This window comes from Actinocorallia sp. A-T 12471 (assembly GCF_033875155.1).
In the GTDB taxonomy this organism is placed as follows: Bacteria; Actinomycetota; Actinomycetes; order Streptosporangiales; family Streptosporangiaceae; genus Actinocorallia.
Genome location: NZ_JAWZTE010000009.1, coordinates 184,803 through 209,327 on the forward strand (window position 1 = coordinate 184,803; position 24,525 = coordinate 209,327).

At 71.2% G+C, this 24,525-nt stretch carries 19 protein-coding genes and 1 pseudogene; 13 read left to right on the plus strand and 7 right to left on the minus strand.

Features of this window, described 5'->3' with window-relative positions:
- The first annotated feature begins 14 nt into the window (after positions 1 to 14).
- From cobA to R9X44_RS24145, 8 genes are all read left to right on the plus strand, one after another.
- A complete protein-coding gene (gene cobA / locus R9X44_RS24110; protein WP_319816533.1) occupies positions 15 to 1,247 on the plus strand; it encodes a uroporphyrinogen-III C-methyltransferase in 1,233 nt (410 codons plus the stop codon).
- On the plus strand, positions 1,244 to 2,998 hold the full coding sequence (locus R9X44_RS24115) for an AAA family ATPase (RefSeq protein ID WP_319816534.1): 1,755 nt from the start codon (positions 1,244 to 1,246) through the stop codon (positions 2,996 to 2,998). Before cobA ends, R9X44_RS24115 begins: the two co-directional genes overlap by 4 nt.
- A gap of 767 nt (positions 2,999 to 3,765) precedes the next feature.
- Positions 3,766 to 5,556, plus strand: coding sequence for an ABC transporter (locus R9X44_RS24120; protein WP_319816633.1), 1,791 nt, complete (start codon positions 3,766 to 3,768; stop codon positions 5,554 to 5,556).
- Positions 5,557 to 5,688: 132 nt separating this feature from the next.
- On the plus strand, positions 5,689 to 6,132 hold the full coding sequence (locus tag R9X44_RS24125; protein ID WP_319816535.1) for a single-stranded DNA-binding protein: 444 nt from the start codon (positions 5,689 to 5,691) through the stop codon (positions 6,130 to 6,132).
- A gap of 410 nt (positions 6,133 to 6,542) precedes the next feature.
- The gene (locus R9X44_RS24130; RefSeq protein WP_319816536.1) at positions 6,543 to 7,832 is read left to right on the plus strand and encodes a GGDEF domain-containing protein; all 1,290 of its coding nucleotides are present in this window, start codon (positions 6,543 to 6,545) and stop codon (positions 7,830 to 7,832) included.
- Positions 7,833 to 8,102: 270 nt separating this feature from the next.
- On the plus strand, positions 8,103 to 9,764 hold the full coding sequence (ettA, locus tag R9X44_RS24135) for an energy-dependent translational throttle protein EttA (protein ID WP_319816537.1): 1,662 nt from the start codon (positions 8,103 to 8,105) through the stop codon (positions 9,762 to 9,764).
- A gap of 108 nt (positions 9,765 to 9,872) precedes the next feature.
- Positions 9,873 to 10,328: a thioesterase family protein gene (locus tag R9X44_RS24140; RefSeq protein ID WP_319816538.1), complete on the plus strand. Its 456-nt coding sequence runs from the start codon at positions 9,873 to 9,875 to the stop codon at positions 10,326 to 10,328.
- Between the two features lie 147 nt (positions 10,329 to 10,475).
- On the plus strand, positions 10,476 to 10,832 hold the full coding sequence (locus R9X44_RS24145) for a hypothetical protein (protein ID WP_319816539.1): 357 nt from the start codon (positions 10,476 to 10,478) through the stop codon (positions 10,830 to 10,832).
- 44 nt (positions 10,833 to 10,876) lie between these two features.
- Here R9X44_RS24145 and R9X44_RS24150 read toward each other — a convergent pair whose 3' ends face one another.
- From R9X44_RS24150 to R9X44_RS24165, 4 genes and pseudogenes are all read right to left on the minus strand, one after another.
- Positions 10,877 to 12,385: a glycoside hydrolase family 13 protein gene (locus R9X44_RS24150; protein ID WP_319816540.1), complete on the minus strand. Its 1,509-nt coding sequence runs from the start codon at positions 12,383 to 12,385 to the stop codon at positions 10,877 to 10,879.
- A gap of 30 nt (positions 12,386 to 12,415) precedes the next feature.
- A pseudogene (locus R9X44_RS24155) lies at positions 12,416 to 12,787 on the minus strand (globin); the annotation flags it as partial.
- A 10-nt stretch (positions 12,788 to 12,797) separates the two neighbouring features.
- Positions 12,798 to 13,730 (minus strand): mechanosensitive ion channel family protein, encoded by a 933-nt coding sequence (locus tag R9X44_RS24160; protein ID WP_319816542.1) that lies wholly within the window; start codon positions 13,728 to 13,730, stop codon positions 12,798 to 12,800.
- Positions 13,731 to 14,109: 379 nt separating this feature from the next.
- Positions 14,110 to 14,391 carry a hypothetical protein gene (locus tag R9X44_RS24165; RefSeq protein WP_319816543.1) on the minus strand — a complete coding sequence of 94 codons (282 nt, stop codon included), beginning with the start codon at positions 14,389 to 14,391 and terminating at the stop codon, positions 14,110 to 14,112.
- 406 nt (positions 14,392 to 14,797) lie between these two features.
- On the opposite strand from R9X44_RS24165, the gene R9X44_RS24170 reads away from it, so the two are divergent.
- Together R9X44_RS24170 and R9X44_RS24175 are read left to right on the plus strand one after the other, a co-directional pair.
- Positions 14,798 to 16,417, plus strand: a complete 1,620-nt coding sequence (locus tag R9X44_RS24170) for an XRE family transcriptional regulator (protein ID WP_319816544.1) — start codon at positions 14,798 to 14,800, stop codon at positions 16,415 to 16,417.
- 58 nt (positions 16,418 to 16,475) lie between these two features.
- Positions 16,476 to 16,970, plus strand: a complete 495-nt coding sequence (locus tag R9X44_RS24175) for a GNAT family N-acetyltransferase (RefSeq protein WP_319816545.1) — start codon at positions 16,476 to 16,478, stop codon at positions 16,968 to 16,970.
- Positions 16,971 to 17,015: 45 nt separating this feature from the next.
- Here R9X44_RS24175 and R9X44_RS24180 read toward each other — a convergent pair whose 3' ends face one another.
- Positions 17,016 to 19,088, minus strand: a complete 2,073-nt coding sequence (locus tag R9X44_RS24180) for a prolyl oligopeptidase family serine peptidase (RefSeq protein ID WP_319816546.1) — start codon at positions 19,086 to 19,088, stop codon at positions 17,016 to 17,018.
- A 259-nt stretch (positions 19,089 to 19,347) separates the two neighbouring features.
- On the opposite strand from R9X44_RS24180, the gene R9X44_RS24185 reads away from it, so the two are divergent.
- Together R9X44_RS24185 and R9X44_RS24190 are read left to right on the plus strand one after the other, a co-directional pair.
- Complete coding sequence (locus tag R9X44_RS24185; RefSeq protein WP_319816547.1) at positions 19,348 to 19,860, plus strand: HNH endonuclease; 513 nt, start codon at positions 19,348 to 19,350, stop codon at positions 19,858 to 19,860.
- A gap of 48 nt (positions 19,861 to 19,908) precedes the next feature.
- Positions 19,909 to 20,121, plus strand: coding sequence for a zinc ribbon domain-containing protein (locus R9X44_RS24190; protein WP_319816548.1), 213 nt, complete (start codon positions 19,909 to 19,911; stop codon positions 20,119 to 20,121).
- A 49-nt stretch (positions 20,122 to 20,170) separates the two neighbouring features.
- Here the strand turns inward: R9X44_RS24190 and ilvD are convergent, their stop codons facing one another.
- Together ilvD and R9X44_RS24200 are read right to left on the minus strand one after the other, a co-directional pair.
- Positions 20,171 to 22,033, minus strand: a complete 1,863-nt coding sequence (gene ilvD / locus R9X44_RS24195; RefSeq protein WP_319816549.1) for a dihydroxy-acid dehydratase — start codon at positions 22,031 to 22,033, stop codon at positions 20,171 to 20,173.
- Positions 22,034 to 22,177: 144 nt separating this feature from the next.
- Positions 22,178 to 22,942, minus strand: a complete 765-nt coding sequence (locus R9X44_RS24200) for a nuclease-related domain-containing protein (RefSeq protein ID WP_319816550.1) — start codon at positions 22,940 to 22,942, stop codon at positions 22,178 to 22,180.
- A gap of 155 nt (positions 22,943 to 23,097) precedes the next feature.
- On the opposite strand from R9X44_RS24200, the gene R9X44_RS24205 reads away from it, so the two are divergent.
- The gene (locus tag R9X44_RS24205) at positions 23,098 to 24,489 is read left to right on the plus strand and encodes an amidase (protein WP_319816551.1); all 1,392 of its coding nucleotides are present in this window, start codon (positions 23,098 to 23,100) and stop codon (positions 24,487 to 24,489) included.
- Positions 24,490 to 24,525: the final 36 nt, after the last annotated feature.

The window sequence follows — 24,525 nt, forward strand, 5'->3', positions numbered from 1 at the left end:
GGGATCACTCGCCGGTGCCGCCTTATCTTCTGGGCCTACGCCTCACCGGCCGCCGCGTCGTCGTCGTGGGCGGCGGCAGGGTGGCCCAGCGCCGCGTGCCCACCCTTCTCGCCGCCGGAGCCGACGTCACCCTCGTCGCCCCCGAGATCACGCCGTCGCTCGAAGGCATGCTCGAGGAGCTGACCTGGCACGCCAGGCCCTACCAGACCGGTGACATCGACGGCGCGTGGCTCGTCCAGACCTGCACCGACGACCACGCCGTCAACGGGCGCGTCGCCGCCGACGCCGAGGCGGCCCACGTCTGGTGCGTGCGCGCCGACGACGCCGAGTCCTCCGCCGCCTGGACCCCCGCCACCGGCTACGTCGGGGAGACCACCGTCGGCGTCACCAGCGACGGCGACCCCACCCGCTCGGCCGGCATCCGCGACGCCATCGTCGACGGCCTGCGCGACGCCACCCTCAAGGCACGGCACTCAAGGCACAAACCGGTCGGCGTCGCCCTCGTCGGCGGCGGACCCGGCGACCCGGGACTGATCACCGTGCGCGGGAGGCAGCTCCTCGCCCAGGCCGACGTGGTGATCACCGACCGCCTCGGCCCCCGCACCCTCCTCGACGAACTCGCCCCCGGCGTCGAGGTCATCGACGCCGCCAAGATCCCCTACGGCAGGGCGATCCTCCAGGAGAAGATCAACGAACTGCTCGTGGAGCACGCCAAGCAGGGCAAGTTCGTCGTACGGCTCAAGGGCGGCGACAACTTCGTCTTCGGGCGCGGAGGCGAGGAGGCCGTCTACTGCGCGCAGCACGGCGTCCCCGTCACGGTCGTGCCCGGCATCAGCAGCTCGATCGCCGCGCCGGCCGCCGCGGGCATCCCCGTGACGCACCGCGGCGTCTCCCAGGAGTTCCACGTCGTCTCCGCGCACGTGCCCCCCGGACACCCCGACTCGACCGTCGACTGGGAGGCGCTCGCCCGGAACGGGGGAACTCTTGTCCTGATGATGGCGGTCGAGCGGATGCGCCTGATAGCGGACGCTCTCATGCGCTATGGTCGACCGACTGACACACCCGTGGCCGTCGTCCAGGACGGCACACTCCCCGGCCAGCGAGCGGTTTTCGCCTCGCTGGGCACCGTGGCGGACGAGATGACGGCGAGCGGGGTGCGGCCACCGGCGATCGTGGTCGTCGGCGACGTCGTACGCGTGGCAGCACAGATCGGCAACCTAACGGTGGACATAGGGCGGGATCCGTGAGCTCCCCGGCGGACCAGAGCGCGCGGCGCGACGAGTTGATCTCCGCGCCGTCCGAAGGACCGGTCCCCTTGGGCCGGGTACTGGTCGACCTGCGCGACCAGATCGACGCACTGCGCTTCACCCTCGACGTCCCAGGGGCCGCCGAGGCGGCCCTCGCCGCGCGCGAGATGCGCGACCAGCTCGAGGACTACGTCCTGCCCCGCGTGCGCGCCGCGGCGACGCCCCTGCTCGCGGTCCTGGGCGGCTCGACCGGCGCGGGCAAGTCGACCCTGGTGAACTCCCTGGTGGGCGCGCGGGTGTCCGGCACCGGGGTGCTGCGGCCCACGACGTCGAGCCCGATCCTTGTCTGCCACCCCGACAACTTCGACTGGTTCATGGGCACCGACGAGCGTCCCCCTGGCGTCCTGCCGACCATGGGACGGGTCGAGGGGCCGGCCCCCGACGCCGTCGTCGGCGACCAGCTCGTGGTGATCCGCACCGAGGCCGTCCCGCGCGGCCTGGCGGTGCTGGACAGCCCCGACTTCGACTCGCTCTTCGAGGACCACTTCGAGTTCGCGACCAAGCTGATGGCTTCGGCCGACCTGTGGATCTGCGTCACGACCGCCGCACGCTACGCCGACGCGCAGGTGTGGAAGATGCTCGAGCGCGCGCGCGAGCAGGGCGCGACCTTGGGCGTCGTGCTGTCGCGGGTGGCCGACGGCGGAGGGCAGGAGATCGCCGAGCACTTCGGCGAGATGCTCGACGAGCGCGGCTTCGGCGCGGCCCCCCGCTTCACCATCCCCGAGACCACGATCACCGACTCGCGGCTGCCCGAGGAGGACGTCGCGCAGATTCGGGCCTGGCTGATGGAGCTGGTGGACGACGTCGAGGCGCGCGACGAGGTCATCGCCGAGACCCTCGGCGGCGTCCTCGACAGCTTCCGCACCCGCATCCCGCAGCTCGCCAAGCAGATCGAGGAGCAGGTCGACCGGCGCGACGTGCTCGCCCGCGAGGTCGAGTCCGCCTACTCCACGGCGCTCGCCGAACTCGACGAGGCCACCCGCAACGGCGCACTCCTGCAAGGTGAGGTTCTGGCGCGCTGGCAGGACTTCGCCGGGACCGGCGACCTCCTGCGCACCCTGCACCTGCGCGGCCGCGCCAAGGAGGCCAAGGGCTCCCGACGGCGTTACTCCGCGCCCCGTGTACGCGCGCTGAAGAGCGCGTTGCGGTCCGGCCTGGAATCCCTGATCCTCGCCGGGGCCGAACAGGGGGCCGAGCAGGCCGTCATCCGGTGGCAGGCCGACCCGGCCGGCGTGCACGTGCTCGGCGACCTCGCCGGGCAGCTCGGCACAGTCTCGCCCGAGCTGTCGCGGCGGATCACCAGGGCCGTCAGCGGCTGGCAGGACCACGTGCTCGAACTCGTGCGCACCGAGGGCGTCATCAAGCGGTCGATCGCCAAGCTCGTCTCCTTCGACGAGGAGGCGCTGTCGGTCGTGCTGATGGTCGGGATCTTCGGATATGGCACCAGCGACGTCGTCGTGGAGGGCGGCACGAGCGCCGTGCCGCAACGGCTGCTCAAGTCGCTGTTCGGGCCCGAGTCGCTGCGCGGCATGAGCGCCAAGGCCAAGGCCGACCTGCGCGGCCGCATCACCATGCTCTTCGACGAGGAGAGCCTGCGCTTCAACCAGGCGCTCGACCAGGCCGACATCCCCGACGAGAGCCTGGCCGTCGCCCTCTACCAGGCCACCTACAACCTGGAGGTCGCCCGGTGACCGACCCGGACGAGGTCCGCGAGCCTGCTTCCCCGCCCCCGCCCAAGGAAGACCCCCTGACGAGCGCCGACTTCGGACCCCGTGGCCTCAAACTCGCCCAGGGGGAGGACGCCGAGGACGACGCGCCGCGCGTGCCGTCGCCCGCGTCTGCGCCCGACGACGACCCGCTCGGCACCGGAGACTTCAGCGGACTCCGCTCGGCCTGGCCGGCCCCGCCCGGCGCACAGCCGGGGGACACGGCGGACGACACCGCCGTGCAGGACGTCCCGCAGGACGGCGAGGACAAGGAGACCCCGGCGGACGACGCCGAGGAGACGTCGTCCGGGGAGGACTTCGCTTCCAGGGCGCTGCGCGCTCCCGTCTCCGAGACTTCTGATCCGGTGGACTCCGATCCGCTCAACTCCGCCGACTTCGGGCTGCGCGGGTTCGCGCCGTCCGGCCGTCCGGTGTCCGCGCGCGGCCGCCGTCAGGCCGAGGACGACGATCCGCTGACCAGCGCCGAGTACCGGGTGCCGCGCGCCTCGGAGCTCGCGGCGCTGCTCGAGGTCAAGGCCGAGGACGCCTCAGGGCCGCGGTTCGAGGCCCCGGAACCGGTTGCGTCGGGGCGGGGTTCCGCCTCCACGACACGTGATGACGAACCCGTCGTGTCGAGCACCCGTGATGACGAGCCCGTCGTCACCGCGCCCGCCGACGCCGACGCCGACGAGGCCGAGACCGAGGCCGACGAGGTCGCGGAGGCCGACGCCGAAGAGGCTCCCGCCAAGCCGGTGATCGCCGGGGAGCTCGGTGAGCGCGTCGCCGCGCTCGAGCGCCTGATCGACCTTGGCGACGGCCGTCTTGACGGAGCCCTCCTCGCCGAGGCCCTTGAGCTGCTGGAGCGCGCGGGCGAGCGGATGCGGCTGTCGGAGGAGCACACCGTCGTCACCCTCGCGGGCGGCACCGGCAGCGGCAAGTCCTCCCTGTTCAACGCGGTCTGCGGCCTTGAGCTGTCCCCGACGGGCATGCGGCGGCCGATGACGTCGCTCGCCCACGCCTGCGTCTGGGGCATGGACGGCGCGGGCCCCCTGCTCGACTGGCTGAACATCGACAAGCGCTTCCGCTACGCCCGCGCCAGCGCCCTCGACCGCCCAGGCCCCCGCACACCGCGCCGAGGCAAGACCCCCACAGACCAGCAGGAAACCCGCACAACCGCCCTCACGACGGACTCCGGGTCCAAGGGAACGCGCGCGTCCGGGGACTCCGGGTCCACGGGTGCGCGGGCGGCCGGGGGAGGCCAGGGGTCCGCGCGATCGGGATCGCGGGTCGAAGGGTCGCTGCGCGGGCTCGTGCTGATCGACCTGCCCGACCACGACTCGATCCAGGCCGCGCACCGCGCCGAGGTCGACCGCTTCACCGGCGTCGCCGACCTGCTGATCTGGGTGGTCGACCCGCAGAAGTACGCCGACGCGTCCCTGCACCACGACTACATCATCCCGTTCGCCAGGCACGCCGCGGTCACCCTGATCGTGCTGAACCAGGTCGACCGGCTGGGGCCCGCCGAGGTCAAGGACTGCGTCACCGACCTGCGGCGGCTCCTTGAGGCCGAGGGGCTCAGCGACCCCCGGATCATCACCACCTCCGCCGTCGCGCGCGGCGGCGTCGACGAGCTGCGCGCGATCCTCGCCGAGACCGTCGCCGACCAGAACGCCCGGGCCGAGCGGCTCGGCGCGGACATCGACCGGCTGATCGAGCGGTTCGAGCGGTTCGCGGGGCCGTCCGACGCGGGCGACATCCCGTCGGAGGTCGACGGGCCGCACGCCGAGGCGCTGGTCGACGCGCTCACCGTCGCCGCGGGGGTGCCCGCCGTCGCCGAGGCCATGCAGAGCGCCTTCGAGCTGCGGGCCGCCGACTACGTCGGCTGGCCGTTCGCGCGCTGGGCGAGCCGGTTCCGTCGCGACCCGCTGCGCATGATGCGGCTGTCGGAGCTGCGCGAGGAACTGCGCGACTCCTTCACCGGACCCCTCGGGGCACAGCAGGGCGGCGTGGACAGCGCGCTGCACGCGGTGACCGACGGCGTCACCGAGGACCTGCCCGGACCGTGGCGGCTTTCGGTGCGCGCGGCGGCGCGCAGCAACGCCGGAACCCTTCCCGACGCGCTCGGCTCGGCCCTTCGCGCGATCGTCCCGACCTTCAACCAGGTGCCGCGCTGGTGGCTCCCGGTGAAGATCTGGCAGCGCGTGCTCGTCGCGGGGACCGCGCTCGGGCTCGTCTGGTCGGTCCTGCTCGCCGTTTACGGCGGCTTCGAGGTCGCCGAGGCGCCCAGCGCGCTGATCGGCGACCTGACGATCCTGCCGTGGGTGCTCGTCCTCACCGCGTGCATGCTCGGGATGGGCGCGCTCACCGCCGCGGCGTGCCGCAACGTGGTCGCCCTGTCGGCCGCGCGGCACGGCGAGCGGATCGAGTCGGGGATGCGCGAGACGCTCGCGTCGGTCGCCGACGAGCTCGTCCTCGCCCCGGTGGCCGCCGAGCTGAAGGCGTACGCCGACTACCGCGCGACGGTCGACGGCGTCCTGCGCTGACACCTCGGGCTCCGCTCCGAAAAGAGTTATCCACAGAATGTGATTCTGGTGCTTCGGAGCGGGGTCGGACGGGGCAGGCTTGGTCGTGAACGGGGCCGCCGGGCCCCGCCGAGCCGCATCGGAGGCCCTGAGATGGACGAGGCTTTGACGACCATGGTCGGCTGGGTGGCCAAGCGCCCCCTGCTCACCATCACCCGCAACGGAACACCCTTCCTGTCTTTACGCGTCGGCGTCACCCCACGCTGGTTCGACCGCGCCTCAGGCCAGTGGGAGAACGGCCAGCCCACCTTCGTCAGCGTCACCTGCTGGCGCTCCCTCGCCGAGAACGTGAACGCCTCGAACCTGGTCCCCGGCACCCCGGTGATCGTCCAAGGCCGCCTCCGCGTCCGCGAGTACGAACGCGGCGGCGAACGCCGCACGGCCGTCGAGATCGAGGCCCTCGCCATCGGCCACGACCTCACCCGCGGCACCGCCACCTTCCACCGCACCCAACGCCCCCACCCCACCCAAGACCCCCAAGCCGCCACGCCCCCACCCCCAACCAGAGAGGAACCCACAGACCAACAAGCCGCCTGACCCACTCGACCCGGGTCGGCCCGGGCTGACCCGGCTGGTCCGCCTGACCCGCCTGACCCGCCTGACCCGCCTGATCCGGGCTGGCCCGGGCTGGCCCGGTGACCCGGGCTGGCCGGGGTGGCCCGCCTGCCCGAGGAAGGCGGAGTGCGGCGCCGCGCGGGCGGCGACCAGGAGAAGGTGGAGGGGTGGCGGCGGAGGGGCGGGGAGGGGGAGGGGTGGGCGGGGTGGTGGCTGGATGTGGTCAGGGGGTGGGGTTGTGGAACGGTCGAAAGGGGGTGGGCGGGGGCCAGAGGGGGTGCCGGGGAAGGCGGGGCGGGATGTGTCGAAGAACGTCACGCTTTCCGCCCCGCACAGCACGCCTTGCAACTATCGTGTTACCTAACGTGATAGGTGGCCGGGGTGGGGGAAGCATGACGGCAGTGCACCAGTCAGCCGCCGACGAGCATCGCCGGGACAGCGGGGAACCCGGCAGGGGCCACGGCAGATCCGCGCTGCTGGCGCAGCCGCCGGGGCTGATCGTCTATGTCCTGGTGATCGTCGCGGTCTACCTCACCGTGCTCCTCTGGCAGTTCGCGGTCACCGTGTTCCGGCCGTGGGACGCGCTGACGTACCTCGCGCTGAGCCTGTGCTGCGCGGTGTGCATCGAGGCGTCACGGCGGCTCGGGATGCCCGCGGGGGTGGCGCGCGACCTGCTGTCGGCGTGGTGGCTCCCGGCGGCGCTGCTGCTGCCGCCGATCTACGCGCTGCTGATGCCGGTGCCGTTGCAGGCACTGCTGCAGTACCGGGTGCGCCGGGCGCTGCCGCACCGCAGGGTCCTGGTGACGGCCGCGCTCGGCCTGTCGGGGGCGGCCGCGTCGTGGGCGTTCCACCACTGGGTGCCCGAGCCGCTGGAGGCCGCGCCGCGCTGGATCGTCGACCATCAGGGCGCGATCCTCGCCGCGGTCGGCTGTGCCGTGCTGTTCGCGGTGCTGAACCTGCTGCTCGTGGCGGTCGCGGCGCGCGCGAGCACGCCGCAGGGCCGCTGGCGCGACGTGCTGTGGAACCGCGAGAACGTCGAGCTCGACGTGGTCGAGCTCTGCCTCGGCGTCCTGGTGACGATCACGTGTGTGATCTCCCCGGCGCTGCTGCTGCTCGCGCTGCCGCCCGTGGTGCTGCTCCAGCGCAGCCTCATGCACCAGCAGCTCCAGGCGGCGGCCCGCACCGACGCCAAGACCGGTCTGTTGAACGCCAACGCCTGGCAGCGCGAGGCAGAGACCGAGTTGTCCCGCGCAGAGCGTTCCGACGAGCCGCTCGCCGTCCTGCTGATCGACATCGACTACTTCAAGCGCGTCAACGACACCTACGGTCACCTGACGGGCGACCAGGTCCTCGTCGCGGTCGCCGCGACCCTGTGCCACCAGCTGCGCGACTACGACGTGATCGGCCGCTTCGGCGGCGAGGAGTTCGCCGTCCTGCTCCCCGGCGCGGACACCGTCGAGGCATGCCGCGTCGCCGAACGCCTGCGCGCCCGCGTCCGCCGCCTCGCCGTCCCCGCCGACGACACCACGGTCTCCGTCACCATCTCCGTAGGCGTCTCCCTCTACCGCACCCACGGCCAGGACCTCATCGAACTCCTCGCCTCCGCCGACCTCGCCCTCTACCGCGCCAAAGAATCCGGCCGCGACCGCGTCTGCCTCCCCGCCATCCGCAAATCCCCCTGACCCCACCCCTGACCACCTCGGGTAGTCGGCTCCCCGGCACGCTCCACGCCAGGGTGCCGGCGCTCGCGCAGGCCGAGAACACGTCCCTGACGACCTCGTCCCGCGGACCTGCCCTGCGACCTTTCGTTGCGGGTCGCGGCGGGGTGTTCTGAGGTTGGGATCGAGGGGTCGGCGGGGGAACTCGGGGTGGGGTTCGGATCGGGGGGTCGTTAGGGACGGGGGTTGGGTTGGGCGGCGTGGGGATGGGGTGGGAAGCCATAAGGTAGGGGTATGGCCGAGTACATCTACACGATGCAGCGTGTGCGCAAGGCGCACGGCGACAAGGTGATCCTTGATGATGTCACCTTGCACTTCCTGCCCGGGGCCAAGATCGGCGTGGTGGGTCCGAACGGCACCGGCAAGTCGACGCTCATGAAGATGATGGCCGGGATCGAGCAGCCGTCCAACGGTGAGGCGCGGCTGATGCCGGGCTACTCCGTCGGCATGCTCCAGCAGGAACCCCCGCTGAACGAGTCCAAGACCGTCCTGGAGAACGTCCAGGAAGGCGTCGCGGACACCATGGGCATGCTCGCGCGGTTCAACGAGATCGCCGAGCAGATGGCCACCGACTACAGCGACGAGCTGCTCGCCGAGATGGGCAAGCTGCAGGAGCAGCTCGACCACCGCAACGCGTGGGACCTCGACTCGCAGCTCGAGCAGGCGATGGACGCCCTGCGCTGCCCGCCGGGGGACTCCCCGGTCACCAGCCTGTCCGGTGGTGAGCGCCGCCGCGTCGCGCTGTGCAAGCTGCTGCTCGAGGCGCCCGACCTGCTGCTCCTCGACGAGCCCACCAACCACCTTGACGCCGAGTCCGTCAACTGGCTCGAGTCCTACCTGGAGAAGTACCCGGGCACCGTGCTCGCGGTCACCCACGACAGGTACTTCCTCGACAACGTGGCGACCTGGATCCTCGAGCTGGACCGCGGCCGCTGCTTCCCCTACGAAGGCAACTACTCGACCTACCTGGCCAAGAAGGCCGAGCGTCTTAAGGTCGAGGGCAACAAGGACGCCAAGCGCAAGAAGCGCCTGGAGGACGAGCTGGAGTGGGTCCGCTCCAACGCCAAGGCACGCCAGACCAAGAGCAAGGCGCGTCTGGCGCGCTACGAGGAGATGGCCTCCGAGGCGGCCAAGACCCGCAAGCTCGACTTCGAGGAGATCCAGATCCCGCCGGGCCCGCGTCTGGGCAGCACGGTGATCGTCGCCGAGAACCTCGACAAGGCGTTCGGCGACCGGATCCTGATGGAGAACCTGACGTTCAACCTGCCGCCGAACGGCATCGTCGGCGTGATCGGCCCGAACGGCGTCGGCAAGACGACGCTGTTCCGGATGATCACCGGCGAGCAGCAGCCCGACAGCGGGGTGCTGCGCATCGGCGAGACCGTCCAGATCTCCTACGTCGACCAGGGCCGCGGCGGCATCGACCCCCAGGCGACGGTCTGGCAGGTCGTCTCCGACGGCCTCGACCACATCAAGGTCGGCCAGGTCGAGATGCCGTCCCGCGCGTATGTCGCGGCGTTCGGCTTCAAGGGCCCGGACCAGCAGAAGAAGGCCGGCGTGCTGTCCGGCGGCGAGCGCAACCGGCTGAACCTGGCGCTCACCCTCAAGCAGGGCGGCAACGTCCTGCTGCTCGACGAGCCCACCAACGACCTCGACGTGGAGACGCTGTCGTCGCTGGAGAACGCGCTCCTCGAGTTCCCCGGCTGCGCCGTGATCACCTCGCACGACAGGTGGTTCCTCGACCGCATCGCCACCCACATCCTGGCGTGGGAGGGCGAGTCCGAGTGGTTCTGGTTCGAGGGCAACTTCGCCGACTACGAGAAGAACAAGATCCAGCGGATGGGCGCTGAGGCGGCCCGCCCGCACCGGGTCACCTACCGCAAGCTGACCCGCTAGCGATAACGATGGGGTCGTCCCGGAATGTCCGGGACGACCCTCTTCCGTTACGATCGGCCGGCTATCCGGCAGTCCCCGGCACCGCGACGACGACCCCCGAGGCAGGACATGGACGACACCGCGACGCTTCCGGCACGCGACAACGGCACCTCGTACCGCCACGTCTACGAGTTCCGGGTCCGTTTCGGGGACATCGACTCCCAGATGCACGTGAACAACGTGAAGTTCCTCGGCTATCTCGAGGACGCGCGGCTTGAGATGTTCCACACCGACCCGGTCAGGGCGGGGCTCGAGCCGGTGCGCGGCATGGTGGTGTCCCGGCACGAGATCGACTACAAGGTCCCGCTCACCGGCGTGATCCACCCGATCCGGGTGGAGACCTGGGTGACCGACCTGCGGGCCGCGTCCTTCAAGCTGTCCTACGAGGTCCGCGACGACGCCAACGTCTACGCGACGGCCACGTCGACGCTCGTCGCGTTCGACGTCGAGAACGCGCGGCTGCGCCGGTACACCCCGGCCGAGCGCGCCTACATCGGCAGGTTCGTCAAGCCCGCCGACGCCTGAGCGCGCGGCCCGCCGAGCAGGGCCGACGCCGACGCTTCCCTTCTTCTGGGCCGGGTAAAACGCCGGTATCGGCCGCGTCATCCCGCCCGGCAGCGCAGGAGCGCGGGCATACCCTGGGGACTTCGCGATCTTCTCCCGGGAGGTTCCTTGCGGCGGATCACGCTCACGGTCGTGCTGGGGTGCGGGCTCGTCCTCGGCGTTCAGGAGCAGGCCGCCGCGGCGGTGTGCGTCACCCCCGACCCGCGGCCTTGCGCCGGGGTGCGCGGGTGCTCCTTCGGCGGCGACCCTGACGCCCTGTACGTCACGGTCAAGGCACAGAACAAGAAGCAGGCGCTGCTCCGCGCGGACAAGGCGGTGGCGAACCTGCGCAAGGCCAAGGTCAAACCGCGGGTGGTCGACGTGATCGCCCGCGCGGGCAAGAAACGCGTCAGGTCGAAGACCTACAAGCTGCCCGGCAAGCACTGGCGGTACTCCTACGCCAAGAGCTGCTGGGTCGTGCGTTGAGCGGCCGGGCCCCGTTCGCGCGGTAGCGGGGCCCGGTCGGCGGGTCAGGCCAGCAGCCAGACCGCTCCTCCGCTCTGGATCTTGCCGTCCGCGACGTCACCCGCGGCAAGGGCGACCGCGCCGCTCGACGGGACGGGCCGGAACGCGACGGGCTCGTCGCCGAAGTTGACCACGCACGTCAGCGGCCCCCTGCGGAACGCCAGGACGTCGGGCGAGGCGGTCTCCAGCCACTCGACCTCGTGCGGCAGGACGCCCCTCAGCTCGCGCCTGAGCGCCAGCGCGCGGCGGTAGAAGGCGAGCATGGACCCGGGGTCGCGGTCCTGCGCCTCGGCCGTCAGGGACGCCCAGGAGTCCGGCTGCGGCAGCCAGGGGACGCCGTCGCCGAACCCGTACGGGGCGGCGTCGCCCGACCAGGGCAGCGGGACGCGGCAGCCGTCGCGGCCCTTGCCCTTGCCCTGGAAGAAGATCGGGTCCTGCCGCGCCGCGTCGGGCAGGTCGAACACCTCGGGAAGGCCGAGTTCCTCGCCCTGGTACAGGTAGGCCGAGCCGGGCAGCGCGAGGATGAACATCAGCGCGGCCCGCGAGCGCTCCTCGGGCCCATAGCGGCTGCGGTGCCGGATGACGTCGTGGTTGGACAGCACCCACGTGGGGGCCTTGCCGCTGGGGGAGGCGAGGCACGTCTCGACGGTCTCCCGGAACGCCTGCGCCGACCAGGGCGCGAGCAGCAGGTGGAACTGGAACGCCTGGTGCAGCTCGTCCGGCCTGACGTACAGGGCGAGATCGTCGGCGGACTCGGTCCACACCTCGCCGACGGCCATCCGCTCGCCCGGGTAGGAGTCGAGGATGGCGCGCCAGTCGCGGTAGATCTCGTGCACCTCGGGCCGCCCGTACATGGGGCTGCCGACGGCGTGGGTGCCCCGGTCGCCGAGGTCGGCCAGGCCCGGGTGCTTGAACAGCCCGGCGGCGACGTCGATGCGGAACCCGTCGACGCCCCGGTCGAGCCAGAAGCGGAGGATGCCCTCGAACTCCTTGCGCACCTCGGGGTGCCGCCAGTTCAGGTCGGGCTGCTCGGGCGTGTACAGGTGGAGGTACCACTCGCCGTCGTCGGTCCTGGTCCAGGCGCGGCCGCCGAAGTTGGACTGCCAGTCGTTGGGCGGCTCGTCGCCCTCGCGGAACATGTACCGGTCGCGGCCCCTGCCCTCCAGGGCCTCCACGAACCACGGGTGGGCCGAGGACGTGTGGTTGGGCACGATGTCCACGATCAGCCGGAGGCCGAGGCGGTGGGCGTCGGCGACGAGCGCGTCGAAGTCGGCGAGGGTGCCGAAGCGCGGGTCGACGTCGCGGTAGTCGGCGACGTCGTAGCCGCCGTCGGCGAGCGGCGAGGTGTAGAACGGCGTCAGCCACAGCGCGTCGACGCCGAGTTCGGACAGGTAGGGCAGGCGGGCGCGGAGTCCTTGGAGGTCGCCTTCGCCGTCGCCGTTGGAGTCGGCGAAGCTGCGCGGGTAGACCTGGTAGACCACGGCGTCATGCCACCAGGGGGTTGGTGTCGTCATGGAAGGCGACCTACCCGCTCACCCGTCGGAGTTCACCAGGCTGTGCGCGGCGCGGGACAGGTAGTCCCACAGCATCTCCTCGAGCTCGGGGTGCAGCCCGAGCGAGTCGACCGCCGCGCGCATGTGGGTGAGCCAGGCGTCGCGTTCGCGTTCGCCGATGGTGAACGGGAAGTGCCGCATCCGCAGCCGGGGGTGGCCGCGCTGCTCGCTGTAGGTGGACGGACCGCCCCAGTACTGGATGAGGAAGAGCCGCAGCCTGTCCTCGGCGGGGCCGAGGTCCTCCTCGGGGTACATCGGCCGCAGCACGGGGTCGGCCGCCACGCCCTCGTAGAACTTGTGGACGAGGCGGCGGAAGGTCTCCTCGCCGCCTACTGCCTCGTAGAACGTCACCTGCTGGCTCATCGGCTCCAGCCTATGCCAGGGTGCCGAGGGCGATGCCCGCTTCGTCGAACGACTTCTTCACCCTGACCCGCAGCTCCCTGGCGACCTCGGCCTGCCGGTTGGGGGCGGTCTTGATGGTGACGCGGATCACCATCGCGTCGTTGGTGAGCGCCTGGACGCCCCAGACCGACGGGTCCTCGAGGATGAACGTCTTCCAGTCCTTGTCGGCGACGAGCTCGTCGGCGGCCTTCTGGATCAGGTCGCGGACCTCGTCGATGTCCTGGTCGGGTGCGACGGGCAGGTCGAGCAGGGCGCGGCCCCAGTTCTGGGACTCGTTGCCGAGCCTGGTGATCTCGCCGTTGCGGACATACCAGACGACGCCGTTGACGTCGCGGAGCCTGGTGATCCGCAGCGAGACGGACTCGACGGTGCCCTTGGCGGTCCCGGTGTCGACCACGTCGCCGACCCCGTACTGGTCCTCGAGAAGCATGAACAGCCCCGCGAGGAGGTCCTTGATCGTGTTCTGCGCGCCGAAGCCGACCGCCGCGCCGACGACCGTGGCGCTGGCCAGGACGGGGGTGAGGTTCAGCCCCATCTCGCCGAGCACGGTGAACAGCGCGGTTCCGAAGATCACGACTGACGCGATGCTGCGCAGGACCGACCCGAGGGTCTCCATGCGCTGCCTGCGCCGCTCGTGGGCGAGGAGCTGAGAGCCTTCGAGCCGTTCGCGGAATCGCCCGGGGACTGCCCCGTTGGCCATCCGCCCGGTGATGCGGGTGATCACCTTGTGCGCGAAGTGCCGGACGGCGAGCGCGACGCCGAAGGCGAGCACCGCCCAGATCAGCGCGGTGACGATCCCGTCGAGCCAGGTGTGGAAGAAGCGGGTGACCTCGTCGTTGTGCGAGACGTTCCACACGGTTCTGCAGGCGACGCTGGGCTTGGCGTCGCAGACGTCGTCTGGCATCGGCTGGTCTTTGAAGAACAGAGGAGGCCCTCCCCCCGGGGTCGGCCGGCGGCACCGCCGTGGACGTGCGACTTGGACTTTCCGATCGTAGGGGACGGATCTGATCGGACAGTACCGAGCCGCTCGGGTGCGCCGGCCGGCCTCGCGGGGGGAGGGCCATTGTGGCGGTTCCTCGGCGCTCCCCCCTCCGGAAGGCCGTTGACCGCCTGGGACGATTCACAACAATCGGGGCGAAACAACTGCTGTGAATCGGCGCTGCGTTGTCTGTGCAGATTGTGGGGTTATGCGCAGATTGTGGGGTTTGTATGTGCGGACGGATTCCACGGGGCCGCCGGTCCACCGCGCCTGGCTTCCGGCGCCCCGCGGAACCCGTCCGGGCTTATGGGGTGTGCGGTTCGAGGACGCGCGCGAGCTTGCGCGCGGCGGTCCCCGGGTCGTCCACCCGGTGCAGGCGCTCGCCCCAGCTCCACCAGAAGTAGGGCTCGCGTGAGCCGGGCGCGGGCGCGCACGTGACGTTCTCGGTGAGGCTCGCGGCGTCGGGATTGACGACCCTCAGGAAGGCCGGCCCCGAGCGGGTCCGGACGACCCGCGCCAGCAGCCCCCTGTCGGCGAGCTCCTGGACGAGACCTTCCAGATGGTCGATCCGCTCGTCTCCCGTCACCCTCGCGCACCCTCTCGAATCTCGATTGTCCCGATCTTGCGTATCTTGCTTACCTCGGTTGCCCTGCTTGCCTTGCTTACCCTGCTTACCCTGCTTGCCTTGAAGCGAGAATTGCAACATGGCGTCGAAGGGTCAAGGCGGTCTACTCACGGGTTCGACGAGGTTTGCCCCTCCCTCGTAGAAGAATCCTTCTACCCCGTGTGAGGATCCGCTCTTTCTGGAATCGGTGTTACTCCCGATGCGCGGAGCAATCTCCCGAGGTGGGTTGGCTGTTCACAAGGTCCGTCTTACGCTGCGTAGGGATATCAATTACGAAACTGACCGAGAAAGCCGGTCGCCAGCGCTCGGGGGCGTGCACAGTAGTGACGAAGCACACAACCGGCGAGAGGTGAGGAGGCCGGCACGGATGGCGGAACCCCCCCGCAAGGAAGCCGACCGGGCACGCTGGATTCGCGCACAGGGCCTCGCCCGCGGCCTCTCCATCGCACAGATAGCGGCGGAGATAGCCGAGCAGTGCGGCCCGCTCTTCAGCACGAGCCGGATCAAGTCCCATCGGCTCGCCGGCGGGGTGGCCCTGTCAGACGTGGTGGCCCAGATGCGGGCGCTCTACGAACTGGACGGCAAGCCACCGCCGAAGATCGGCGAGACCCTGCTCTCCGCGTACGAGAGCGGATACAAACGGCCAGGACCGGAGTACCTGCACTACATCTGCCTGGTCTACCGCGTCGAACCCGGCGATCTCGGTTACCCGGGCCCCTGCGTCTGCGGGCGGACCCACGACCAACGACCCGGCGCCGCGCAGGCCGCGGCGGTCCGGGACGACGCGGAGACGCTGATCGGCTCGGTCATCGACCGTGCCTGGATGGCCCGCCGGCAGTTCGGTCAGGGCCCGCCCGGGATCGAGGGACCGGGGTCGATGGACCTAGGAGAGGAGGACGTCGTGCTTCGCCGGACGCTACTTCAGTTGCTGGCCGGAGCGGGCGTGGCCCTGGACGGCCAGTTCCTCGGGGCGGTGGATCAGCTCCGCAGGAAGATGGACGACACCCTCGTGAACGCGACGGTGTCGCCGACCATGCTCGACCAATGGGAAGAGACGATCCTCGGGTACGGACAGTCGTACCAGTCGACGCCCTCACTGCGCATGCTCTGCGATGTGCTTCTTGACTTCAGCGAGGTCCGCAGGCTGTGCGACCAGCGCCAGCCGATCGAGCTCCAGGAGCGGCTGTGCCGGATCGCGGCCCAGCTCTCGGGGATCTCCGGGCTCATCATGATCAACCTCGGCGACCACAGGCTCGCCCGCTCGTTCTTCAGGACCGCCCGCACCGCCGCCGACGAGACCGGCGACCGTGGCCTGCGCGCCTGGGTGACCGTACGGGAGTCCCTGTTGCCGCTGTACTACGGCGATCCAAGGGAGGCGCTGCACCTGGCCCGCAAGGCACAGGACCTCGCGGGGCGGGCCCCGAACGTCGCGGCCGCGATGGCCCCGGCCGTCGAGGCGCGGGCGCTCGGCCAGCTCGCGCTGCGCGGCCGCTCCGACGCCGCCCCGACGGCAAGGCGCGCGCTCGTGCGCGGCAGGGCGGTCTTCGACCAGCTCAGCAAGGCCCAGACCAACGACCTCGTGTTCGGGTTCACCGACCGCCAGATGTCGTTCTACGAGGGCGACACCTACACCAACCTCGGCGACCACGCCAAGGGCGAGGAAGTGCTCCGCAACGCCCTGACGCTGTATTCGCCGACCGAGATCATCGACCGCACCCTCGTCAAGCTGGACCGCGCGCACTGCGCGATCCACTCCGGCGACGCCGACGCCGCGGCGGTACGGGCCAAGGAAGCGATTCTGGAGTTGGACCCCGAGCACAGGTCCGACATCCTCATGCACCGGGCCCGTCAGCTCGCCTCGGCGGCCCAGCAGCAGTTCGGGGACTACCCGCTGCTCCGCGAGCTGCGCGACACGCTCGCGACAGTGCCGTCGGTGCAGAGTCCGATGAACCCGGGGGAGCAGCAGCCTCCCCCGGAGCAGGTCTGATCCGGCCGTGGTGGCCATCGGGAGCGGCGCCAGGGGTCTCCTCCGGCGCCCAGTCACCATGCCGGAGTGGACGTTCGGCGACCTGTTGATCCGCCGCTACACCGCGGCGGACAACCCGGCGGTGCTGTCGCTGCACCGTGAGGGGCTGGCCCGTATAGGGCTGCGTCCGGGCGACGGCGTCTACTACGAAAGCGACCTGCACAAGCTGGAGGCGGTCTACCTGACCGAAGGAGGAGGCGGCGACTTCTTCGTCGGCGTAGGCCCCGACCTGGAACCGGTCGCCATGGGCGGCCTGCGCAAGGTGGACGACGTGACCGGCGAGATGGTCCGGTTGCGCGTCCGGCACGACCTGCACCGGCTCGGCTACGGCGCGGCGCTTCTGCAGGCGCTTGAGGAACGCGCTGTGGAGCTCGGCTACGAGCGCCTCATCGGCGACACCACCGAGCTCCAGGGACCGGCCCTCGAGCTGTACCGCGCCTTCGGGTGGGTGGAGCTGCGCCGCGAGACGATCAACGGCATCGTCAACATCTACGGCGAGAAGAAACTGTTGTAGGAGCGTTCCGGGCGGGGCGGCGAGTCCCCGCCCGGAACGTGACGGCTACAGTGCCAGACCCGTGTGGTGGGCCATGAAGGACATCGTGTCCACCGAGAGGTCGACGGTCCTGGAGACCGAACGTGCCCCGTGCCCGACCTCCGCCTCGTTGCGCAGCAGGATCGGCCCGCCCGTGCCGGCGGCCGCGGCGGCGTGCTGGAGCGCGGCGGCCATCTTGCGCGCGTGCAGCGGATCGACGCGGGTGTCGCTCTCGAACACGGTGAACAGCGTCGCCGGGTAGGTCTCGCCGTCCTTGACGTGGTGGTAGGGCGAGTAGGCGAGCAGCCAGCCGAACTGCTCGGGGTCCTCGGCGGTGCCGTACTCGACGTTCCACGTCTGGCCGAGGCCGAACTTCTCATACCGGATCATGTCGAGTAGCGGGGCCGAGCACACGACCGCCTTGTACAGGTCGGGCCGCTGGGTGAGGGCCGCGCCGACGAGCAGGCCGCCGTTGGAGCCGCCGGAGATCGCGAGCTGGTCGGCGGTGGTCCAGCCGTCGGCGATCAGCTTCTCGGCGGCGGCGTGGAAGTCGTCGAACACGTTCTGCTTGTTGGCGAGCATGCCGGCGCGATGCCACTCCTCGCCCTCCTCCGAGCCGCCGCGCAGGTTCGCGATCGCGTAGACGCCGCCGGCCTCGACCCACGCGAGGATGCCCGCCGAGTACGCGGGGGTGAGGGAGATGTTGAAGCCGCCGTACCCGTACAGGATGGTCGGCTTGGGACCGCCCTCGAGACTGCCGAGGACGAGCATGCGGACCGTTGTCCCGTCGGCCGAGGTGTAGGAGATCTGCCGGGCCTCGATCTGCGGGACGTCCACCGATCCGGGAGGGGCCGCCCAGAGCGTCGTCTCGCCGGTGCGCGCGTCGTAGTGCTGGACGCCGCCGGGCGTGACGTTGTCGGTGTAGCCGAACCACGCCTCGTGCCCGCCCTCCGGCCGCTCGACGATCCCGCCGATCGAGCCGAGGCCGGGAAGCGGCACCTCGCCGATCCGCTCGCCGGTCTCCAGGTCGTGCACGGTGATCTCGCTGATCGCGTGCCTCGTCCAGCCCGCGAGCAGGACGGGACTGTCGAGCTCGTCAAGGATCGCGAAGTCGCTCAGCACCGCCTCGGGGTCCTCGGGCAGCAGGTCGCGCCAGCGCTCGGCGGCCAGGTCCGACGGGTCCGCGACGGCCAGGCGGCCGCGCGGCGCGTCGAGGTCGGTGAAGACGTACGCGCGGCCGTCCCTGCCGAACCTGACGCCGGTCTGCGCGTCCACGTCGGCCTGGACGACCTTCAGCTCGGGGTGCGCGAGGTCGCCGGAAGACAGGTCGGCGTACCAGAGGTCGTTGCGCGGCGCGGTGCCGCGTGACGCGCTGACTGTCAGGTAGTGGCCGTCGCGGCTGACGCCGACGCCGTAGTACTCGGTCTTCTCCCTGCCGTCGCCGAAGATCATGACGTCCTCGGAGTCCGGGTCGGTGCCGAGGCGGTGCAGGTAGACGCGGCGGTGGTACTGGTCCTCGCCCTCGGGCACCTGGTCCTTGGGCAGTCTGCGCACGTAGTAGAACGCCTCGCCGCCGGGCAGCCACGCGATGGCCGAGTACCTGCACCTGTCGATCGGCCCCTCGATGGTCGCGCCGGTGGCGACGTCCATGATCGACAGCTGGGACTCCTCGTCGCCGCCGACCGACAGCTGGTAGGCCAGCAGTCTGCCTTCCTTGTCGGGCTGCCAGGCGTCGAGCGTCGTCCTGCCCGAGGCGTCGAGCGCGATCGGGTCGATGAGGGCGCGCTCGGTCCCGTCGGGGTCGACGGTGTACAGCACCGCGAGTTCCTGCTCGGCGGTGCGGCGCATGAAGAAGCGCCGCTCGCCCCGCCAGACCGGCGAGGAGACGTTGCCCGCGCCGAGCAGCTCGGTGATCCGCGCGCGCAGCCTGTCCCGCCCCGGCAGGCCGTCGACCTCGGCGTGGAACAGCTCGGCCTCGGCCGCCAGCCACTCCTTGGTCTCGGCGCTGCTCGGGTCCTCAAGCCACCGGTAGGGGTCGGCGACCCGATGCCCGTGGATCTCCTCGACGATGTCCTGACGCTGTGCCACCGGATAGTCCATGTGGATCAGCCTACGACCAAGCCGACCAGGACTGTGGCCGCCCGGATCGGGGCATAAAGGGGTAGCGCGAACCGCTTCCCATTGGTCACACTGTTGACAACTTGGGGTTGACTCATCGCCCAGAGGAGGTCCTCGTGGCGGGTGCGACAGATTCGGCCGAGCCAGGGGCCCGGCCGCGGCACGCTCTTCCCGGCGTGCCGACGATGCCGGGCGAACCAGGCGTGGGAAGCGGCCTATGCCGGCAGGCGGGGGACGGCTGATGCGGCAGGTCCTTCTCCTCAACGCGACGTATGAACCGCTCACCACACTGCCGCTGCGGCGGGCAGTCTGCCTCGTGCTCCGGGAGAAGGCCGAAGTCGTCCACCACGACTCCTCCGGGGCGCTGGTGCGGTCGGCGAACACGTCGGTGCAGGTGCCGTCGGTGATCAGGCTCCGCAGGTACGTGCGCATCCCGTTCCGCACAAGGATCCCGCTCACCCGGGCGGCCCTGATGCGGCGCGACAACTACCGGTGCGTGTACTGCGGCAAGAAGGCCGAGACGATCGACCACGTGCACCCGCGCAGCCGGGGCGGCAAGCACGCGTGGGAGAACTGCGTGGCCTCCTGCACGCCCTGCAACCACCGCAAGGCCGACCGGCTGCTCGAGGAACTCGGCTGGTCCCTCGACATCCCTCCGGCCGTCCCCCGCGGCGCGCACTGGCGGCTCATCGGCCTCATCGGCACCGACGGCGACCCCCAGTGGGCCGCCTACGTCACCGAACCCGCCGCCTAGCACAGCGCCCGCTCCGCACAGGGGCGGGCGCGACCTACACTCACTCCTATGCCGCGTTATGACTACAGGTGCCGCTCCTGCGGTGACACGTTCGAGCTGTCCCGTCCGATGGCCGAGGCGTCGGACCCCGCGTCCTGCCCCCAGGGGCACGACGACACGGTCAAGCTGCTGTCGACCGTCGCGATGACGGGCGGGGCGGCAGCGCCCGTGCAGCGTCCGTCGGGAGGCGGCGGGTGCTGCGGCGGAGGCTGCTGCTCCTGACGCCGCGAAGGGCCGCCCTCCCGTCGGGGAGAGCGGCCCTTCGCGCGTCCTACCTGTGCAGCTGGCTGATGTCGCGGGCCGCGCCGGTGGACGCCGACGTCGCCATCGCGGCGTACGCCTGGAGCGCGACGCTGACCTTGCGGTCGCGGTTCTTGGGCCGGTAGCCGCCGAGGTCGTGCAGCAGCTTCTCGCGGCGCTCGGCGAGCTCCTCGTAGGAGACGTCGAGCTCGAGGACGCGGCGCGGGATGTCGATGACGATCCTGTCGCCGTCCTGGACGAGCGCGATCACGCCGCCCGCCGCGGCCTCGGGCGAGGCGTGGCCGATGGACAGACCGCTGGTCCCGCCGGAGAAACGGCCGTCGGTGATCAGCGCGCACGCCTTGCCGAGGCCCCTGCCCTTGAGGAACGACGTCGGGTACAGCATCTCCTGCATGCCGGGACCGCCGCGCGGACCCTCGTACCTGATGACGACGACGTCGCCTTCCTTGATCTTCTTGCCGAGGATGCCCTCGACGGCGTCGTCCTGGGACTCGAAGACCACCGCGGGGCCCTCGAACGTCCACAGCTCCTCCTCGACGCCCGCGGTCTTCACGATCGCGCCGTCGGGGGCGATGTTGCCGTACAGGACCGCCAGGCCGCCGTCCTTGGTGTAGGCGTGCTCGACCGAGCGGATGCAGCCCGCGGCCTCGTCAAGGTCGAGGGAGTCCCAGCGGACGTTCTGGCTGTACGCCTCGGTGGTGCGGACCCCGCCCGGCGCGGCGTGGAACAGCTCGACGGCCTCGGGCAGCACGTTGGGCGACCTGAGGTCCCAGGCGTCGAGGAACTCGCCGAGGGTCGAGCCGTGGATCGTGGGGACGTCGAGGTGCAGCAGGCCCGCGCGGCCCAGCTCGCCCAGCAGACGGGGGATGCCGCCCGCCCGGTGCACGTCCTCGATGTGGTACTTCTCCGTGGCCGGGGCGACCTTGCACACGCACGGGACGCGCCGGGACAGCTCGTCGATCTCCTTCAGGCCGAAGTCGACCTGGGCCTCGTGCGCGGCGGCCAGCAGGTGCAGGATCGTGTTGGTCGATCCGCCCATGGCCACGTCGAGGGTCATCGCGTTCTCGAACGCGTCGCGCGAGGCGATCGAGCGCGGGAGCACCGATTCGTCGCCCTGCTCGTAGTAGCGCCGCGTGATGTCGACCACGGTACGGCCCGCGCGCTGGAACAGCTCCTTGCGGGCGGCGTGGGTGGCCAGCGTCGTGCCGTTGCCCGGCAGGGACAGGCCGATCGCCTCGGTGAGGCAGTTCATCGAGTTCGCGGTGAACATGCCCGAGCACGACCCGCAGGTCGGGCAGGCGTTCTCCTCGAGCTCGTCAAGCTCCTCCTGGGAGACCGACTCGTCGGCGGCGGCGATCATCGGGTCGATGAGGTCGAGCTTGCGGACGGTGCGCGCCGCGCCGTCAACGACGGTGACCTTGCCGGCCTCCATCGGACCGCCGGAGACGAAGACCGTCGGGATGTTCAGCCGCAGCGCCGCGAGCAGCATGCCGGGGGTGATCTTGTCGCAGTTCGACAGGGCGATGATCGCGTCGGCCTGGTGCGCCTCGACCATGTACTCGACGGCGTCGGCGATCAGCTCGCGCGAGGGCAGCGAGTAGAGCATGCCGTCGTGGCCCATGGCGATGCCGTCGTCGACCGCGATGGTGTTGAACTCGCGCGGGATGCCGCCCGCCTCGCGCACCGCCTCGGCGACGACCTGGGCGACCTCGCGCAGGTGCACGTGACCGGGGACGAACTGGGTGAAGCTGTTGGCGATCGCGATGATCGGCTTGCCGAAGTCCTCACGGGCGACGCCGGTGGCGCGCAGCAGCGCGCGTGCGCCCGCCATGTTGCGGCCGTGGGTGACTGTGCGTGACCTGAGCGGAGGCAAGGGACTCTCCCAACCGTGGATCAAAAGGTGGGTGGCCCCGGGTGGGGGCGGCGACGGGACTCGGTGCCTGCCAGCCTACTACCCCCGCGATGGCACCCCGGCTGCTCCGGCGGGGTGCCTTGCGATCACTCAGTCACTCGGTACTCACTCGTACTTGGACGGGAAGACCCGCTCGGCGGCCTCGCCGATGCGCGCGACGTCCTCCGGCGTGAGGACCTTGGGGCGCTTGCGCAGGTACTTGCGCGCCTGGTTCCCGGCGTACACGTCGACGTTGCGCACCGACATGACCCGCCAGGGGATGGCCGGGCCGTAGATCGCCACCGACGGCTGGACCGGGATGTCCGTGGCGAGCGCCTTGCCCAGCAGTCTGCTCGCCTGGTTGGCCTCCCAGCGCGCCTCGTCGAGCCGGTCCTTCATCTCGAAGGGGCCGTGGAAGAGGCGGGTGTGCGACATCGCACGCACCGGAAGGCGCTTGTCCCAGGTCTCGGAGTCGATGGCGTAGACGCCGGTCGGGCCGATGACCAGGTGGTCGATCTTGCCGTCGCTGACGCCGTCGCCGTCGCGGGGGACGGCCCGCGCGTGCAGCACCCGCCAGCCCTCCTTGGCAAGGCCGCGGAGCTGCCGCTCGGTCCTGCGCTCGGCCGCCGAGACGGGGTAGCCGCGGTCGCCGCCGCCGGCCCGCGCGGTGCGGACGGTGTCGGCGATCATCACCACCACCGCGAGGGTCAGCCCGACGCGGATGTCGAACACGATCGCGAAGAGCAGTCCGACGACCACCGCGACGGCCACCCGGATCGCCCACAGCCTGGCGCGCGGATGTCTGGCGAGCGCGCGGAGGTCGGGGCGCTGACGCTCCTCCGGAGGCTGCCCGCGGGCGCCGCCGGCCTCGCCGCGGTCGATGATGGCCATAGCTCAACCCCTCAATCCTTCTCGCCACAGGGCGCGTCACCGGTTTACTTGCCCCCTCCCGGCGCGGAAAACGCTTACCGGAAGGTAACTCGCTTGTCGTGCTGGCCTACGGGCCGGTGGTGCTGGCCGTGTTCGGTCTCGGCTAGCGTGCAGCCGTGACCGGCGTTTCCGAGGAGATCCACACCGTGACCGCGCGGCGGCTGGCGGCCGCCGTGCGCTCGGGCGAGATCTCGCCGGTCGAGCTCACCGCGCATTATCTCGACAGGGCGGACCGGCTCGATCACCGTGTCGGGGCTTTCGTCGTGGTGTGCCGGGAAGATGCCCTTGATCAGGCGCGCAAGGCCGAGCGGATCGTCGCCGAGGCCGTCGATCCGCCCGCGCTGCTCGGCCTGCCGGTGCCCGTGAAGGACCTGCACGCCGCCGCAGGACTGCCCACCGGCTACGGCAGCGCCGCACGGCCCGGCCCGCGCGCGGCGGCCGACGGACCCGTCGCCGCGCTGCTGCGCGCGGCCGGCGCACTCGTGCCCGGCAAGACAAGCACCCCCGAATTCGGGCTGACCTGCTACACCGACTTCGCCGAGACCGCTCCCGGCCTGCGTCCCGCGCGCAACCCCTGGTCTTCCGGCCTGCTCGCGGGCGGTTCGAGCGGGGGCGCGGCGGCGGCCGTCGCGGCGGGCCTCGCGCCGTTCGCGCACGGCAGCGACGGCGGCGGCTCGATCCGCATCCCGGCGAGCGCGTGCGGCCTGGTCGGGATCAAGCCGAGCAGGGGAGTGGTCCCGGTCGGGGCCGACCCGTTCGGCCTCGCGGTCAGCGGCCCGATCGCCCGCGACGTACGCGACGCGGCCCTTCTCCTCGACGCCTTGACCGGCAACCAGGACGGACTCTTCCTAGCCGCCGCCGACCGGCCCCCCGCCCGTCTGCGCATCGCAAGAACCGCCCTGCCCGCCTACCCCGACACCGTGATCCACCCGGAATGCCTCGCCGCGTATGAGACGGCCTCGCGCATCCTGGCCGGGCTCGGCCACGAGATCGTCGAGCTGCCCCCCGTCCGCACCCCGGAACTCGCCGGGCTCTTCGAGACGGCCTGGATGGTCCTCGCGGCGGCCGAGCCCGTCCGCGCGGACCGCGAACACCTCCTCCAGCCGCTCACCCGCTGGCTGCGCGACCGCGGCCGTGAGATCACCCCCGCGGCCTTCGCCCAGCTGAGGACACGCCTCGCCGCAGAGGCCGAGCGCGCCCTGGCCGTCATGGCCCCCTATGACGCGGTGCTCACCCCCGCGCTGGCCGAGCCCCCCGTCCCCGTCGGCCACTTCACCTCGGGCACACCCGAGGAGGACTTCGCCCTGCAGAACGCCCACACCCCGTTCGCGGCCCTCGCCAACATCACCGGCCAGCCGTCCCTCGCCCTCCCCATGCGCTGGACCCCCGACGGCCTGCCCGTAGGCGTCCTCCTGTCGGGACGCCCTGGCCACGACGCCGCCCTGATCGCCCTGGCCGCCCAACTCGAGGCCGCGACCCCGCCACGGCCGCCCTTCCCCTTCGACTGACGTCACTCAACCGCGCGGCCGGGAACCAGACGTGCC